The 14,901-nt window shown below is 73.1% G+C and carries 14 protein-coding genes and 1 pseudogene; 5 read left to right on the forward strand and 10 right to left on the reverse strand.

Annotated elements, in window-relative coordinates:
• Nucleotides 1-212: 212 nt before the first annotated feature.
• Nucleotides 213-497, reverse strand: coding sequence for a YggT family protein (locus tag ACFY3L_RS15010; protein ID WP_389322997.1), 285 nt, complete (start codon nt 495-497; stop codon nt 213-215).
• Between the two features lie 129 nt (nt 498-626).
• On the opposite strand from ACFY3L_RS15010, the gene ACFY3L_RS15015 reads away from it, so the two are divergent.
• Nucleotides 627-2,936, forward strand: coding sequence for a putative bifunctional diguanylate cyclase/phosphodiesterase (locus ACFY3L_RS15015; RefSeq protein ID WP_389322999.1), 2,310 nt, complete (start codon nt 627-629; stop codon nt 2,934-2,936).
• Between the two features lie 23 nt (nt 2,937-2,959).
• Here the strand turns inward: ACFY3L_RS15015 and ACFY3L_RS15020 are convergent, their stop codons facing one another.
• The 7 genes from ACFY3L_RS15020 to ACFY3L_RS15050 form a co-directional block, all read right to left on the reverse strand.
• A complete protein-coding gene (locus ACFY3L_RS15020) occupies nt 2,960-3,430 on the reverse strand; it encodes a hypothetical protein (RefSeq protein WP_389324552.1) in 471 nt (156 codons plus the stop codon).
• Complete coding sequence (locus ACFY3L_RS15025; RefSeq protein ID WP_389323001.1) at nt 3,430-4,632, reverse strand: hypothetical protein; 1,203 nt, start codon at nt 4,630-4,632, stop codon at nt 3,430-3,432. Before ACFY3L_RS15025 ends, ACFY3L_RS15020 begins: the two co-directional genes overlap by 1 nt.
• 55 nt (nt 4,633-4,687) lie before the next feature.
• The gene (locus tag ACFY3L_RS15030) at nt 4,688-5,149 is read right to left on the reverse strand and encodes a hypothetical protein (RefSeq protein ID WP_389323003.1); all 462 of its coding nucleotides are present in this window, start codon (nt 5,147-5,149) and stop codon (nt 4,688-4,690) included.
• A 96-nt stretch (nt 5,150-5,245) separates the two neighbouring features.
• Nucleotides 5,246-5,653, reverse strand: coding sequence for a hypothetical protein (locus ACFY3L_RS15035; protein ID WP_389323005.1), 408 nt, complete (start codon nt 5,651-5,653; stop codon nt 5,246-5,248).
• A 25-nt stretch (nt 5,654-5,678) separates the two neighbouring features.
• On the reverse strand, nt 5,679-6,506 hold the full coding sequence (locus tag ACFY3L_RS15040) for an alpha/beta hydrolase (RefSeq protein ID WP_389323007.1): 828 nt from the start codon (nt 6,504-6,506) through the stop codon (nt 5,679-5,681).
• Between the two features lie 180 nt (nt 6,507-6,686).
• Nucleotides 6,687-7,940: an SGNH/GDSL hydrolase family protein gene (locus tag ACFY3L_RS15045; RefSeq protein WP_389323009.1), complete on the reverse strand. Its 1,254-nt coding sequence runs from the start codon at nt 7,938-7,940 to the stop codon at nt 6,687-6,689.
• Between the two features lie 107 nt (nt 7,941-8,047).
• The gene (locus ACFY3L_RS15050; protein ID WP_389324555.1) at nt 8,048-8,512 is read right to left on the reverse strand and encodes an RrF2 family transcriptional regulator; all 465 of its coding nucleotides are present in this window, start codon (nt 8,510-8,512) and stop codon (nt 8,048-8,050) included.
• A 106-nt stretch (nt 8,513-8,618) separates the two neighbouring features.
• Between ACFY3L_RS15050 and ACFY3L_RS15055 the strand changes: the two genes are divergently transcribed.
• The gene (locus ACFY3L_RS15055) at nt 8,619-9,371 is read left to right on the forward strand and encodes an SDR family oxidoreductase (protein WP_389323011.1); all 753 of its coding nucleotides are present in this window, start codon (nt 8,619-8,621) and stop codon (nt 9,369-9,371) included.
• Between the two features lie 83 nt (nt 9,372-9,454).
• Entirely contained in the window at nt 9,455-10,648 is a 1,194-nt protein-coding gene (locus ACFY3L_RS15060; RefSeq protein WP_389323013.1) for a cytochrome P450, read from the forward strand.
• Between the two features lie 110 nt (nt 10,649-10,758).
• On the opposite strand, the gene ACFY3L_RS15065 is transcribed toward ACFY3L_RS15060, so the two are convergent.
• Both ACFY3L_RS15065 and ACFY3L_RS15070 read right to left on the reverse strand, forming a co-directional pair.
• Nucleotides 10,759-12,198, reverse strand: a complete 1,440-nt coding sequence (locus ACFY3L_RS15065; protein WP_389323015.1) for a glycosyl hydrolase family 18 protein — start codon at nt 12,196-12,198, stop codon at nt 10,759-10,761.
• Nucleotides 12,199-12,362: 164 nt separating this feature from the next.
• Nucleotides 12,363-13,201, reverse strand: a pseudogene (locus ACFY3L_RS15070) (helix-turn-helix domain-containing protein).
• Between the two features lie 114 nt (nt 13,202-13,315).
• Here ACFY3L_RS15070 and ACFY3L_RS15075 point away from each other — a divergent pair.
• Together ACFY3L_RS15075 and ACFY3L_RS15080 are read left to right on the forward strand one after the other, a co-directional pair.
• Complete coding sequence (locus tag ACFY3L_RS15075; protein ID WP_389323017.1) at nt 13,316-14,275, forward strand: aldo/keto reductase; 960 nt, start codon at nt 13,316-13,318, stop codon at nt 14,273-14,275.
• A 450-nt stretch (nt 14,276-14,725) separates the two neighbouring features.
• Nucleotides 14,726-14,899, forward strand: coding sequence for a hypothetical protein (locus ACFY3L_RS15080; protein WP_389323019.1), 174 nt, complete (start codon nt 14,726-14,728; stop codon nt 14,897-14,899).
• Nucleotides 14,900-14,901: the final 2 nt, after the last annotated feature.

The raw sequence follows: 14,901 nt of genomic DNA on the forward strand, positions 1-14,901 counted from the left end.
GATGCCACGGCACAGCCGCGGTGGGTGTCCCTGTGACCGCGGCGCGCCGATCGCCGGGGGATGGAAGCTGGCGGGCCTCCTGCTGGAGAGATTCGTCGCTGGCCCAAGTTCTGTCAATACTTGACATTTACTACGGCCGTCGATCCGATCCATCCACGGACACGAAAACGCCCGCCGCGCCGGATGGCGGGCGGGCGTCGTACGGTGCGGGGTCAGATCATGCCGATGACCGCCCGCAGGACGATGATCGACAGGAAGACGACGATGAACGCGAGGTCGATCCCGACCCCGCCGAGACGCAGCGGCGGCAGGGCGCGCCGGACCGGCGCCAGGATCGGCTCGGTGACCGCGAACACGCCCGCGGACAGCCGCGAGCGGATCGAGCCGTGCGCCGACGGACCGGCCAGGACCACACTCCAGTCGAGGATGGCGCGCGCGATCAGCAACAGCTGCATCACGAGCAGCACCAGACTCACGATGCCGAGAACGAGACCCATCGGATGCCTCCAGTGACCGGGCGGGACTTCCTCCAACTGTGCGTCACGAATCTGTGGATCCGCTGAGCGCGGGCTGAGATTTGGTTCATGATCCTGGTCGCCCGGCCGATGCCGACCTGTGTGAGAGGTGTGGCGGTCTGGCGTCCGACCGGTCTGCTGATCGGCGCGGCCGTCGTGCTGGTCCTCGCGGAGGCGTGGTTCCTCGTGGGGCTGGCCCGGGTGACGCCGGCGCTGGTCAGCTGGCTCGCGGTCCCGTTGGCGGTCGGGTTCGCGGTGCGGGCCTGCTGGACGACGAGCGCGGCGCCCGGGATGGCCCCGGGCGCGCGGCGCTTCTGGCGGCACGTGGGGCTCGGCATGGTCTTCATCGGCCTCGGCGGCGCCAGCAACGGCGTCGACATGCTCCTGCACCTGGTGGCGCCCCAGCACGTGAGTGGTCTCACGGCGACTGTGTACCTGGTGGGCCTGCTGGTGATGCTTCGGGGGATGGTACGGACCCCGGGCGCCCGCCGCAGCCGCGGCGAGTGGCTCCGGTTCGGCCTCGACACCGCGACCGTCCTCGTCACCGTGGTCACCTTCGCCTGGCACTTCATCATCCGGCAGTGGGAGACGTGGTCCGGCGGCAACACCGCCGGCGCCTGGGCCGTCATCGCGCTCGTCGCGACCGGGTCGGTGTGCGTGTTCGCGTTCATCAAGGTGGCGTTCACCGGCACCGGCCCGCTCGACCGCAAGGCCCTCTACCTGCTCGCCCTCGCCGGCGGTGGCGGTGCGGTCGGCGGCGCGCTGACGCCGCTGCTGACCGACCGCCCGCACCTCAACGGCACGCCGGTCGTGCTGCCCCTGACCTGCTTCCTGCTGTGCCTGGCCGCGGACCGGCAGCGGCGGGCGGCCGGGGTCGAGCCGCCGCCGGCGGCGCGGGGGGAGCGGCGGCCGCTGGTGCCGTACCTGGCGGTCTTTGCGACCGGGGTGCTGCTGCTCGCCGACGCGGCCGCCGGCGGCGACGACGTGCTCGGGGTCGCCCTGGGCACCGTCGTGCTGGTCCTGCTCGTCGCGGCCCGGCAGGCGGCGGCGCTGCGCGACAACGCCGTCCTCGTCGACACGCTCGACAGCCGGCTGCGGGAGCTGGAGGAGTACCAGCAGACCCTCGCGTGGCAGGCGACCCACGACGCCCTCACCGGGCTGGCGAACCGGCGGCTGCTCATGCAGTACACCGGCGAGATCCTCGATCCGGGTCAGAACACGGTCGCGGTCGCGCTCGTCGACGTGGACGACTTCAAGGGCATCAACGACGACCTGGGGCACGCCGTCGGCGACGCGCTGCTGACCGCTGTCGCGGAGCGGCTGGTGTGCCTGCAACCCGACGGCGGGCTGGTCGCCCGGCTCGGCGGCGACGAGTACGCGCTGGTCTTCCCCACCACCGGCGAGCAGCACGCGCTGCAGGTCCTGGAGACCGTGGCGACCGAGCTGCGCCGCCCGCTCGACGCCGCCGGGCACGCCCTCGTCGTCGAGGCGAGCATCGGCCTGGCCCTGCACGCCGGCGACGCGACCGCGGAGGAGCTGCTGCGGCGCGCGGACGTCGCCATGTACGAGGCGAAGGCGCAGGGCAAGGGGCGGCGCGTCACCTATGCGCCGCGCCTCGACCAGCACAGCGCCGAGCAGGCCCGCACCGCCGCGGACCTGCGGGTGGCGCTGGACACCGGGCAGCTGCGCCTGCACTACCAGCCGATCGTGCGGCTGTCGGACGCCCGTACCGTCGCCGTGGAGGCGCTCGTGCGGTGGCAGCACCCGGAGCGCGGCATGGTGCGCCCCGACCTGTTCATCCCCGCCGCGGAGCGCACCGGCCTCATCGTCCCCGTCGGCCAGTGGATCCTCACCGAGGCGTGCCGGCAGGCCGCCAGGTGGCGCGACGAGCTCGGCCCCGACTGCCTGGAGTACGTGTCGGTGAACGTGTCACCGCGGCAGCTGCGCGAGGCCGGCTTCGCCGCCCAGGTCCAGGCGACCCTGCAGAGCGTCGGCCTGCACCCCCGCCACCTCACCGTCGAGGTCACCGAGACGGCCGTGTTCGACGGCGGCTCCGGCCTGGAGGAGCTGCACCAGCTCAAGCGGCTCGGGGTCAACGTCGCCCTCGACGACTTCGGCACCGGCCACTCGTCCCTCGGCCTGCTGCGCACCTGCCCCGTCGACCTGCTGAAGGTCGACAAGTCGTTCGTCGACAACATCACCGACCAGGGCGAGCGGTCAGTGATCGCGGAGGCCCTCATCGGCATCAGCAACGGCCTGCGCCTGCGCGCCGTCGCCGAGGGCGTCGAGACGGAGGCCCAGGCGGAGGTGCTGCGCAGGCTCGGCTACCGCTACGCGCAGGGCTACCACTACGGCCGTCCGATGCCGGCCGCGGCCCTCGCCGCCCATGTGAAGGCCGCCCACCCCGCCACCGTCGGCTGACCGCCCCCGGCCCGGCGGACGCATCACCCGTCGAGCGGGGCGTCGCAGACGGCGCAGGCGAAGTCGCCGTCGTGCACGATGTTGCGCTGGCCGCAGCCTGTACAGCGGCGGAAGACCACGGCGTCGGTGAACCCTCCCGGGTGGGGCGTGCCGGCCGCGTCGAGGGCGGCCGCGACGGCCGGCCAGGACGCCGGGTCGGGGCAGTAGCCGGTGGACTGGTTGCTGACCCGGTCGACCCGCCCGCCCGCCGCGAACCCCATCTCCCCCGCGGCGAGGACGGGCCGGCCGCCGGCGCAGGCGACGTGCTCGCTGCGCCGCGGCGCGAGCCGGAGCGTCCCGCCGAGGTCGACGACGAACGTGAACGGCTCCGCGACCTCCTCCCGCGGCCGCGTCGCGAGCCACGCGGCGAGGTCGTCGCGGGAGCGGATCCCGGCGACGTCCACGGACGGCAGGTCGCGCAGCTCGGCGGGCCCGACGTACTCGTACCGCCGCATCACGAGGCCAGGCGGGTCGTGGCGGCGGCGCGGACCTCAGGGGTCTCCAGAGGGTCGTCGCGCAGGACGGCGAGCCGGTGTTCGACGGCGGGGCTCAGCGGTGCCCGCGCGGCGGCGAACTCGCGCACGTCCGCCTCGCAGTCCCAGAGGCCCTCGGTGAGCTGCCGGGTCGCGGCGTCAGGGTCCAGTGCGGTGAACGCCTTCAGGGTGGCGGCGCGCTCATAGGAGTGTGGGGTGAACCAGGCACGGCGCAGCTTCGGGACCGCGGTCCGGGCCGCGTCGCCGCCGATCCGGGCGAGGCCCGCGGCGAGCTGGTCGTAGCCGCACAGGTCGGCGCGGCCGTCCAGCCACGTCCAGCCGGCGAGCAGCGCCGGCCCGTCGGACTCGTCGCCGTGCTCGGCGAGCAGCCGGCACCCGGTCCAGCCGATCTGGTGCGGCAGCCTGGCCGCCCATTCCCGGGCGACCGGCACTGCCGCCGCGCCGAGCTCGCTCAGGGCGTTGCCGAGCGGGCGGTGCAGCTCCTCGACGGGCAGGGTGGCGACCAGGTCGAGCAGCGCCGGCTGCGGGCCGTGCCGGCGCAGGTGCCGCAGCGCGTGCCGGCGCTCCTCGACGGTGCCCGTGCGCACCTTGGCCAGCAGGTCACCGGCGGAGTCCCCGCGCCACGGGCACTGCCGGTCCGGCGGGCGGCACGCGGTGATCGCGACGGCGACCCGGTCGTCGCGGGCCGTCCAGTCGGTCCACGGCCGGCGCGCCCAGCCGATCACGTCCTCGGGGCGGAGCCGGTCCGCGGCCACCGGCAGCAGGTCGTCCCACAGCTCGGCGGGCCACGCCGCGGCGATCTCCTCCAGCGCGTCGACCCAGTCCGCCCCGTGCCGGACGTACTCCCGGACGCCGTCGACCGCGACCGGGTCGCCGCCGCGGCCGAGCTGCACCAGCACTTGCGTCGAGTTGCTGACCGCGTTGTCGTCGTCGTCCTCGGCCCGCAGCACGTCGACGACCCGCCCGGTGTCGATCCTCAGGTCGCGCACGAGCCGCGCCAGGTACAGGGCCCTGTCGTCGAAGACCCACCAGAACCGGTAGTCGCGCCGGACGCAGGCCATGACGTCGTCAGGATCCCGCACCAGCGCGGCGCCCCGGCCCAGCCCGCGTTGCAGCGCCCCGGCGACCGTGGACGGGCTGTCGTAGTACCAACCGCTGCTCAAGCACCCCATGCTCCGCCCGCGGCGCCCGGACCGCGAGCGAATTGCCGCCTGCTGCTCAGTAGGTGCGGTAGTGGCACCAGGAACGGGCGGCGCGGGTGTTGAGCAGGATCAGGAACAGGGCCGGGAAGGCGGCGCTCACGATGGTCGACACGGTGAGCATCGACGTGGAGTACGCCTCCCACGCGACCGAGGCGAGGCTGAGGACGTTGAGCACGGTCAGCAGGATCCGGGCCCAGTTGCGGCCGCGCTGGACCTTGCGGCCGAGGATGATGGCGATCAGGCCGACGCCGGCGAACACGGCGACGACGACCGCGACGGCGGACGTGACGGACGCGTCGTAGGTCCCGAGGCGGTCGCCGAGCTGCTTGGTCACCTCCGAGGCGGCCAGGGCGAAGAGCGCGGCGATCCCGAGCATCAGGAGGCCGCCGAGGTACTGGAAGATCGCGACGACGTGCAGCGAGGCGGGTGCCGTGGTGCGCACCGCGTACGCCGGCTGGGGCGGGTATGCGTAAGCCATACCGAGGAGCATGGCCCGGCGCCGCGGCGGGCGACTCGCACGTTCATGCCACTTCAGTCCGGTGGCCCGGCGGACGTACGGCAGGGCCGCTCCGTGCTACTCGGGTGGCCCCCGGCGGACGTACGGCAGGGCCGCTCCGTCGTCGGCGCGGACCACGCGGCGGTCGCCGAGCGGCCTGGACAGCGTGAGGGAGTCCCACGCCGTCGTGCCGTCGGAGCCGAGGCCGGCGCAGTTCGCGCCGGGGCGCTGCGTCTTGCTGACGACGTCGCCGACGCGGACCTCGGTCGACGTCTCCGCGGCGGCGATGGTGAACTGGCCTGAGCACCAGCCGTCGTGCGGCCAGTCGAAGCGGATCACGATGGTGTCGGGGTCGCCGCCCGGGCCGAGGTCCGAGTACGCGGTCGGCCGGTGCCGCGTCTGCGCCGGCCCGGCGGCGTCGCCGTAGAAGAGCGCGGTCACGACCAGGCCCGCGAAGCCGAGCAGGACGATCCACCAGTGCCGCACGCGCCGATGGTACGGCCGCGCCGCGTTACGTGAGGGCCCGCAGCGCGGCCGCGATCTGGGCGACCGCGACGGCCGCGTCCTTGGTCAGCGCCAGCTTCCTCGGGAAGTTGTGGAAGGTCCCCTGGTACCGGGTGGCGATGACCGGCACCCCCGCGGACGCGAGGAGGGCGGCGTACCGCTCGGCCTCGTCGCGCAGGATGTCGAGCTCGGCGGTGACGACGACCGCCGGCGGCAGGCCGGCCGGGTCGGCGAGGAAGGGGTCGAGGTCGGGCTGGTGCCGGTCCACGCCCGGCGGGCAGAACAGGTCCCAGAACTCGGCCATCTCCTCGGGCCACAGCCCGTCGTTGCCGAGGTCCGGGTAGTCCATGGCGGGGCTCAGCGCCGGGCAGATCAGCACCTGCGCCAGGAGTCCCCGCCCGGCGTCGCGTTCCCGGCGGGCGGTGACCGCCGCGAGCAGCCCACCGGCGGAGTCACCGGCGACCGCGACGGCCGTGGGGTCCAGTCCGTGCTGCCGCCCGTACACCCGCAGCCACCCGCACACCGTGTCGATGTCCTCGAACGCGGCCGGGAACGGCGACTCGGGCGCCCGCCGGTAGTCGACGGCGAGCACCGCCCAGCCGGTCTCGGCCGCGAGGAGCCGGCACAGACCGTCGTGCGTGGTGAGGTCGCCGAGGACCCAGCCGCCGCCGTGCGCGTAGACGATCACCGGCGTCTCCGCCGCGTCACCGTCCTGGTAGAGCCGGACGGGCACCCCGTCCGCGTCGAGGTCCCGCACGGTCCGGACGGCCCGCCCGGGCCCGACCTGCTCGCCGACCGCGTCGACCATCACCTGCCGCTGCGCCACATGATCCACGGCAGCAGTATGCCGCAGCGCCTCGCGGCTCGACCCGCGACGGCGACCTGGTCCGGCAGAGGCGGATCACCGTCGACCGTCAGGACGTCGACCGTCAGGACAAGGCCGGCTGGACGGCCGCGCAGAAGCAGGACCTCCGCGACCGTCTCGTCACCGTCACCCGGGCGCCGCTGCCGAAGGTTACGGCAGCGGTGCGTTGACGATCTGGATGTCGTCGACGTAGCCGCGGAACGTGCCGGTGGCGCCGGGCTGGTCGTAGCCGATGCGGAGCTGGTCGACGGTGCCGCCCGCCAGGCCGGCGAGGCTGACCTGCACCAGGTTCCACTGGTTGACCACCAGGCGCCGGCCCTCGCCCTGGAACTGCGGGTGCGCCCTGACGCCGAACTGGTCCACGGCGCCGGAGTCGCGCAGCGACCTGCCGTCGGTGAGCGCGAGGTCGATCGCCACATGGGTGCCGTTGACGGACTGCGGATAGATCCAGTAGGTGAGCGTCGTGCCCGTGGTCAGCGGCAGGTGCACGTCGAAGACCCGGTTGTAGGAGTACGACCCCGCGGCGCTGGTGTCGGTGCCGGAGTACATCAGCGCGTAGGTGCCGCCGTGCGCGACCTCCGCCCGGCGGCCCGACTCCATCGACGTGAGGCCGCAGCAGTACCCGGTGACGTTGCGCGACGCCTGCACCGTGTCGGTCCACGTGAGCGGCGGCGCGGCGGCCCCGAAGTCGGTCCTGAACAGCGGCCACGGCCGCCCGGCGCTGAGCACCGGCTGGAGCGCGGAGAACCACACGTCGGCGAGCTTGGCGTAGCCGCCGTCGGTCGGGTGGATCCGGTCGGGGCCGATGTCCGACAGGGTCAGGTTGCCGTGGAAGTCGGCCAGGCGGACCTTCTTGCCCGCCGCGGCCCTGGCCTGGACGATGCCCGGGATCTGGCCGTTGTACGCGCGGACTCTCGACTCCACCGCCGCGTCCGGGTTCGGCACGAGCGTCGAGACGACGACCGTCACAGGGGCGGCCCGCAGGATCTGGTCGACCAGGGCGCCGAGCCGCGCCGGCGCGTTCGGCAGGTCGTAGCTCTGCAGCATGTCGTTGGTGCCGACGTTGAGCAGCACGACGTCGGGCCGGGCCGCCGCGATCCAGGCGTCGGCGCCGGCCGCGACCTGGTCGATGCGGAACCCGGGATGCCCCTCGTTGTCGTTGTCCGCGGCGGTGCCGGAGCGCTGCGAGCCGACCATGTCGACCGCGACCCCGGCGTCGTCGGCGAGGTGCCTGCGCAGCGCCTCCCGGTAGCCGTTGCCGTCGGCGGAGCTGGTGCCCCACGTGATCGACGCCCCCAGCGACATGATCCGGACGGGCGTCGCCGCCTGGGACGCGGCCGCGGGGACCAGCGCGGCGACCGCGGCGGTCACCACCGTCGTCAGGGCGCGGATGGACGGACGCACGGCAGCTCCTCGATCGACCAGGACATTGCCGTACAGCTAAGGGCATCGATGCGTGTTGTGTCAACGATGTCAGGCGACGCCCGCTACGGGACCCCCGAGGGGTGGCGTCACCGCAGCCAGGCGCGGATGCCGTCGAAGACGGCAGGGCCGTAGTCGCCGGTGACGCTCTCGGCGAGGTCGGCGATGGTGACCGCCCGCAGCGCCTCCCGCCAGGCATGCTCGGCGGCGGCCATCGCCCTGCTGATCGCGCACGGCGCCGCGCACATCTCCGCCGGCGTCGCGAGGGGCCCCCGCTGGCGGATCTCCGTGCACACGAACGCCGGCTGCGGCCCGTCCACCGCCACCACCACGTCCAGCACGGTGATCTCACTCGCGGGGCGGGTGAGCCGGTAACCGCCGGCGTGCCCCTGCACCGAGTGGACCAGCCCGGCCCGGGACAGGCTCTGCAGCTGCTTCGCCAGATAGCTGCCGGAGACGTCGTGCAGCTCGGCGAGCCGCCCCGCTGGCACGGGCGCCGGCGCCGCGGTGAGCACCACGCAGCAGTGCAACGCCCACTCGACCCCGCCCGACATCTTCACCCCGTCATCCTACTTGACTCGGACACTTCATGTCCGGGTATGGTGATGGCGTCATCCCGGACAAGAGTTGTCCGAGTTGAATTCCGAGGAGGAGACCCTCATGAAGTTCGTCATCATCGGCGGCACGGGGCTGATCGGCGGCAAGCTCACCCACCTGCTGCGTACCGCCGGCCACGAGGTCGTCCCGGCCTCCCCGGCCACCGGCGTCAACACCGTCACCGGCGAGGGCCTTCCGGAGGTCCTGTCCGGCGCCCAGGTCGTGGTCGACGTGTCGAACTCGCCGTCGTTCGAGGACGCGGCGGTCCTCGAGTTCTTCCGCACCTCGGCCCGCAACCTCCTCGCCGCCGCCCGCAGCGCCGGCGTCTCCCACGTCGTCGCCCTCTCGGTCGTCGGCGCCGACCGCCTGCCCGACAGCGGCTACCTGCGCGCCAAGGTCGCCCAGGAGGCCGCGATCACCGCGTCCGGCCTGCCGTACACGATCCTGCGGGCCACCCAGTTCTACGAGTTCACCCAGGCCATCGCCCAGTCCGCGGTCGTCGACGGCGCCATCCACCTCCCGCCCGCGCTCTACCAGCCGGTCGCCGCCGACGACGTCGCCGCCACCCTCGCCGACGTCGCGCAGGCCGCCCCGGCCGACGGCGTCATCGAGCTCGGCGGCCCGGAGCCGGTCCGCATGGACGAGCACGTCCGCCGCTTCCTCGCCGCCCAGGAGGGCGCCGAGCCGGTCCAGCAGGTGACGACCGACCCGCACGCCCGCTACTTCGGCACCGAGCTCGACGACACCTCCCTGACCCCGGGCCCGGCCGCTCGCATCGGCACCATCCACTTCGTCGACTGGCTCGGCAAGCCCTGATCGGCCGTCCCGATCCGCCGCCCCGGGCGTCACGCATCGTGAGAGGGACAACGGGAAGCGTGATGATTGGTTACCGTTGATGGGTGACTACCGCGCCGAGCACGCCGATGTTCACGCAGGACTTCTGGGACGACCCGCATCCGGTGTACGCCGCGATGCGGGAGCAGGCGCCGGTGCACCGGCTCCAGCTGCCGACCGGCATGGAGATGTGGCTGGTCACCCGGTATGCCGACGCCAGGTCGGCGCTCGGCGACCCGCGGCTGTCGAAGCGGGTCGGCGCCACCCAGAACGCCGCCGTCCTCGCCCGGGAAGTCAGCGCCCCGCTGACCAGGCACCTGCTGGCGAACGACCCGCCTGACCACACCCGGCTGCGGCGGCTCGTCGCGCAGGCGTTCACCGCACGGCGGGTCGAGCGGCTGCGCGGCCGGGTCGAGGAGCTCAGCGCCGCCCTGATCGCCGGCCTGGCCGAGCGGGAGCGCGGCGACGTCATCGACGACTACGCGGTGCAGCTTCCGATCCAGGTCATCTGCGAGCTGCTCGGCATCCCGCAGGAGGACCAGACGGAGTTCCGGCGCTGGACCGGCGTCCTGGTCGCCGGGTCCGTCGACCGGTCCGGCGTGCCGGAGGCCGCCGCGAGCTTCCTCACCTACCTGCGGGCCCTGATCGCGACGAAGCGCGCCGAGCCGGCCGACGACCTGCTCAGCGCGCTCATCGCGACCACCGACGAGGGCGACCGCCTCGACGAGGACGAGCTCACGTCGATGGTGTTCCTGCTGCTGATCGCCGGGCACGAGACCACGGTCAACCTGATCGGCAACGGCATGTGGACCCTGCTGACCCGCCCGGAGGAGCACCGGCGCCTCCTGGCCGACCCGTCGCTGATCCCGAGGGCCGTCGAGGAGTTCCTGCGCCTGGAGTCACCCGTGGAGACCGCGACGTTCCGCGTGGCGATGGAGCCCGTCACGTACGGCGGCATCACCATCCCGGCGGGCGCCGTCGTCGCCATCTCGCTGCTCAGCGCGGACCGCGACCCGGACCGCTTCCCCGACCCGGCGGCCGTCGACCTGAACCGCCCCGACAACCAGCACCTGGCGTTCGGCCACGGCATCCATTACTGCCTCGGCGCTCCCCTGGCGCGGCTGGAGGCGCAGATCGCGTTCCGGGACCTTCTCGCGGCGTTCCCGAGGATGCGCCTCGCCGTGCCCGCGTCGGAGCTCATCTGGCGCCCCGGCGTCCTCATCCACGGCACCACGACGCTGCCGGTCCACCTCGGCTGAACACCAGGATGCCCGGCCACCTCGGCTGAGCACCACGGTGGCCGGGCACCTCGGCTGAGCACCACGGCGGCGGCCGGGCACAGGGCCCGGCCACCGGTCGAGCGCGATCGTCAGGGCAGGACCCAGCGCTGGTTCGCGCCGGCGAAGCAGTCCCAGATCTGCAGGCGGGTGCCGTCCGTGGACACGTTGCCGGTCACGTCGAGGCACCTGCCGGAGACGGGGTTGCGCAGCGTGCCGTCGGACTGCGACTGCCAGACCTGGGCGCCCGTGCCGTTGCAGTCCCACAGCTGGATCTTCGTGCCGTTGGCGGTGCCGGCGCTGGTGACGTCCATGCACTTGCCGAGGGCCCGCAGCGTGCCGTCACCCGCGACGGTCCAGTTCTGCGCGTTGGTGCCGTTGCAGGTGTACAGCTGGACCGCGGTGCCGTTGGCGGAGGACGCGGCGGCGACGTCGACGCACTTGCCGGCGATCCCGGTGATGCGGCCGGTGCGGCCACCCGGGTTCGTCGTCGGGCCGCCGGTCGGCTGGGTGCCGCCGGTGGCCGTGGTGTAGATCGCGCTGACCAGCGAGGTGCTGGTGTTGGTGTCCTGGGACAGCTCCCAGTTCATGATGCCGCCGGCGTTGGCCATGGCCCACGTGGTCTTGCGCTTGATCGTCGGAATGCCGTTGTAGCACTCCTGGACGCCGTTGATCGTGGTGCAGTCCCGGTTGGCGTTCGCCGGGTCGCGGGCCACGAGGTCGCTGTACGTGTAGTAGCCGGGCCGCGAGTAGAACGGCACGCCGAGGACCGCCTTCGAGGCCGGCAGGCCGCGGCCCTTCCAGAAGTTCACGGCCGCGATCGACCAGTCGTAGTTCGCGTGCGGGCTGCCGCCGTCGTAGGCCATGATGTTGAGCCAGTCGACGTAGCCGAACACGGCCGGCTGCACCCCGTTGGCGGTGCCGCCCTCGGACACGACGGCGGCGGTGAGGAGCTTGCCGCGGCTGTGCATGGCGGTGCTCAGCTGCGACATGAGCGCGGTGTAGTTGTTGCCGGAGGTGCCCGGGTCGGGGTACTCCCAGTCGATGTCGACGCCGTCGAGGTTGTACTGGTTGACCAGGTTCACGATGTTGTTGACGAACGCGGTCCGGGCGGTCGCGTTGCCGGCCAGGCCCTCGAAGCCGGAGTCGTTGCCGTCGTTCCAGCCGCCGACGGCGATGGAGACCTTGACGCCCGCGGCGTGGCCGAGCGACACGATCGACTGCAGCTTCGACGGATTGTCGAGGCCCTGCAGGCTGCCGTTGCTGTTGGGCAGCACGAACGCGTAGTTGATGTGGGTCAGCTTGCTGTACTGGATGCTGTTGGCACTGCCGGCCCACGACGGCATGTAACCGACGCTCTTGAACCCGTTGGGCAGCGTGGCGGCATCGGCGGCACCCTGGTTGACCAGGGCGAAGACGCCACCCGCGGCGGCGGTGGCGATGGCGAGCGCACCGGCGGCGAACGCCGACCGGCGGGCCCGGTGGCGTCCGGGACGGGCGGTCCCGGACTCCAGTTCGGACGAGGAGGACAACGGGTGCTCCTTCGGATGGTCGGCCGGCGGCGAACGGGCAGGGTGGGATACCCGCAACCACTGAAGGAGGTGCCACCGGCGCGATGACAGGTGGCTGAAACGATAGGAAAGTTAACTGTCGGATGTCAATCAAAGTCGCGAAGAAAGTCGGTACCAGCGAGTATTCACGCGCTGAAATGTGTCAACCCGACCACCGAGAGCAACGCCAGCTTCTCCGCCGCGTCGGTGCCGGGCTGCGGCGTCAGCACGAGCAGCTTCTGCCCCAGGTCCGGCGTCACCAGCGTCTCGCAGTCCATGTGGATGACCCCGACCTGCCGGTTGACGACCCGCTTGCGGTCGGAGCGGCGGACCGCGACCTCGTGCTCGCCCCACAGCGCCGCGAACTGCGGGCTGACCGCGAGCAGCCGGTGCACCAGCCCGTCGACGTCCGAGTCGCCGTGCCGCCGGGCCGCGGTCGCACGCAGGTCCGCCACCGTGACCCTGCTGTGGTGCTCGGCATCCTCCTGCGGGTACACCTGCCGCCACTCCGGATCGGTGAACCACCGCCACGCGTGGAAACGCCGGTCGCCGCGGAAGCGGGTCTGGTCGCCGAACAGCAGCGTCGCCATCCGGTTCTGCGCCAGGGTCTCCCCCAGGTCGCTCACCACCGTCGCGGGCGTGTCGCCGAGCAGGTCGAGCATCCGCAGCAGGCCGGCCCGCGCGTGCGTGGTCCCGCCCGACGACCGCGGCGGCCGCTGGCCGGCCAGGTGGTACGGTGGTCCCGCTCGTCCTCGGTCAGCCGCAGCGCCCTGGCCAGGGCCGACAGCATCTGCGCCGACGGCTGCGCGCTGCGGCCCTGCTCCAGGCGCACCACGTAGTCGGTGGACATGCCGGCGAGCAGGGCGACCTCCTCGCGGCGCAGCCCGGCGGTACGCCGTCTCGGCCCCTCCGCGAGCCCGACGTCCGCCGGGCGGATCGCTTCGCGCCGGCGGCGCAGGAAGTCGGCGAGGTCGTCACGCTGCATGCCTTCATCGTCGCCGCTCGCGGGGGCGCGCAGCCAGGGACCGCCGCTCCTACGAAAAGCGCTCCGCTGTGTGTTGCCCTCCATCAGGGGCAGTGTCGAGGCATGGAGCAAAACATGAACGGCCCCGTGATCGGGCTGGGCGCGATGGGCATGTCGGGCATGTACGGCCCGGCGGACCGCGCCGAGAGCATCGCCACCATCCACGCCGCGATCGACGCCGGCGTGACCCTGATCGACACCGGCGACTTCTACGGGATGGGCCACAACGAGCTGCTCATCCGCGACGCGCTGCGACCCGGCGACCGCGACAAGGTCCGGCTCAGCGTCAAGTTCGGCGCGCTGCGCGGCCCCGACAACGCGTGGGGCGGCATGGACACCCGCCCGGCCGCGATCCGCAACTTCCTCGCGTACACCCTGGTCCGCCTCGGCGTCGACCACGTCGACGTCTACCGCCCGGCCCGCCTCGACCCCGCGGTGCCGATCGAGGAGACCATCGGCGCCATCGCGGACCTGGTCAAGGAGGGGTACGTCCGCGAGATCGGCCTCTCGGAGGTCGGCGCCGACGTCATCCGCCGCGCGCAGGCCGTGCACCCGATCGCCGACCTGCAGATCGAGTACTCGCTGCTGTCCCGCGGCGTGGAGGACGAGGTGCTGCCGGTGCTGCGCGAGCTCGGCATCGGCATGACCGCCTACGGGGTGCTGTCCCGGGGCCTGCTGTCCGGCCACTGGCGCGCCGACCGCCCGCTCGCGGCCGGGGACTTCCGGGCGCACGGCCCGCGCTTCGCACCCGAGAACGTGGGCCACAACCTGGCCCTGGTCGAGGCGCTGCGGTCCGTCGCGGCCGCGAAGGGCGCCACGGTCGCGCAGCTGGCGATCGCCTGGGTCGCCGCGCAGGGCGCCGACATCGTGCCACTGGTCGGCGCGCGGACCCGCGAACGGCTGGCCGAGGCCCTGGTCCCGGTCCCGCTCACCGCCGCGGATCTCGCCGCGATCGAGGCCGCCGTGCCGGCGGACTCGGCCCGCGGCTCGCGCTACCCGGCGCCGATGATGGCCCACCTGGGCACCGACCGCTAACTGACCGACGGTGCGTGACTGACCGTTCGCCCTGTGTACATCTGTCGATCCCATCTTTACCGTCGAGGCAAGCCTGGCGGTGGGAGGCGAGCACGGCGGGTGGGCCCGGCGATGCGGCGGTCATGGCGGTGACGGCCGCGCTGGCGGTGGGCTCGGGGGGTGTGGCGGCGCCCCACCGGGCCCCGTGCCCACCACCGCGCCGGCGCCCCCGCCATCCACCGCGACGGCCGCACCCACAACAGAGCCGGCACGACCCCGCCCGTGTCGGTGCCGTCCGTCCCCGGCGTGCTGCCGTTCTCCTGCGCGGTTTTCCTGGGAGATGGAGCTGTCCGGCGGCACGTTCAAGGTCACGCGGGCGCGGGGCGTCTGCCCGCCCCTGCCGGTGGACCGGATCTGGCTGCTGGACGCGAAGAGCGGCAACGCCGTCGTCTGGCCGGTCGTGCCGGCCGGGTGCAGCCGCCCTTCACGTTCCGACCGGGCGGCGCCCGGCCCGGCCCGGCGACCGGCCACATGTACACGGTGATCTACGTGACCGAGTCGGTCGCGCGCAACCTGAAGCCGGGCGAGGACGCCACGCTCGCCTACGACACCGCGCACGACATCTCCCTGACCGTGATCGCATAAGG

This window comes from Dactylosporangium sp. NPDC000521, from assembly GCF_042898305.1.
Taxonomy (GTDB): domain Bacteria; phylum Actinomycetota; class Actinomycetes; order Mycobacteriales; family Micromonosporaceae; genus Dactylosporangium.

Coding starts and splice junctions, on each gene's coding strand:
- ACFY3L_RS15010 (WP_389322997.1), bottom strand. CDS start 497: ATGGGTCTCGTTCTCGGCATCGTGAGTCTGGTGCTGCTCGTGATGCAG.
- ACFY3L_RS15020 (WP_389324552.1), bottom strand. CDS start 3,430: ATGCGGCGGTACGAGTACGTCGGGCCCGCCGAGCTGCGCGACCTGCCG.
- ACFY3L_RS15030 (WP_389323003.1), bottom strand. CDS start 5,149: ATGGCTTACGCATACCCGCCCCAGCCGGCGTACGCGGTGCGCACCACG.
- ACFY3L_RS15050 (WP_389324555.1), bottom strand. CDS start 8,512: ATGTCGGGCGGGGTCGAGTGGGCGTTGCACTGCTGCGTGGTGCTCACC.
- ACFY3L_RS15055 (WP_389323011.1), top strand. CDS start 8,619: ATGAAGTTCGTCATCATCGGCGGCACGGGGCTGATCGGCGGCAAGCTC.
- ACFY3L_RS15075 (WP_389323017.1), top strand. CDS start 13,316: ATGAACGGCCCCGTGATCGGGCTGGGCGCGATGGGCATGTCGGGCATG.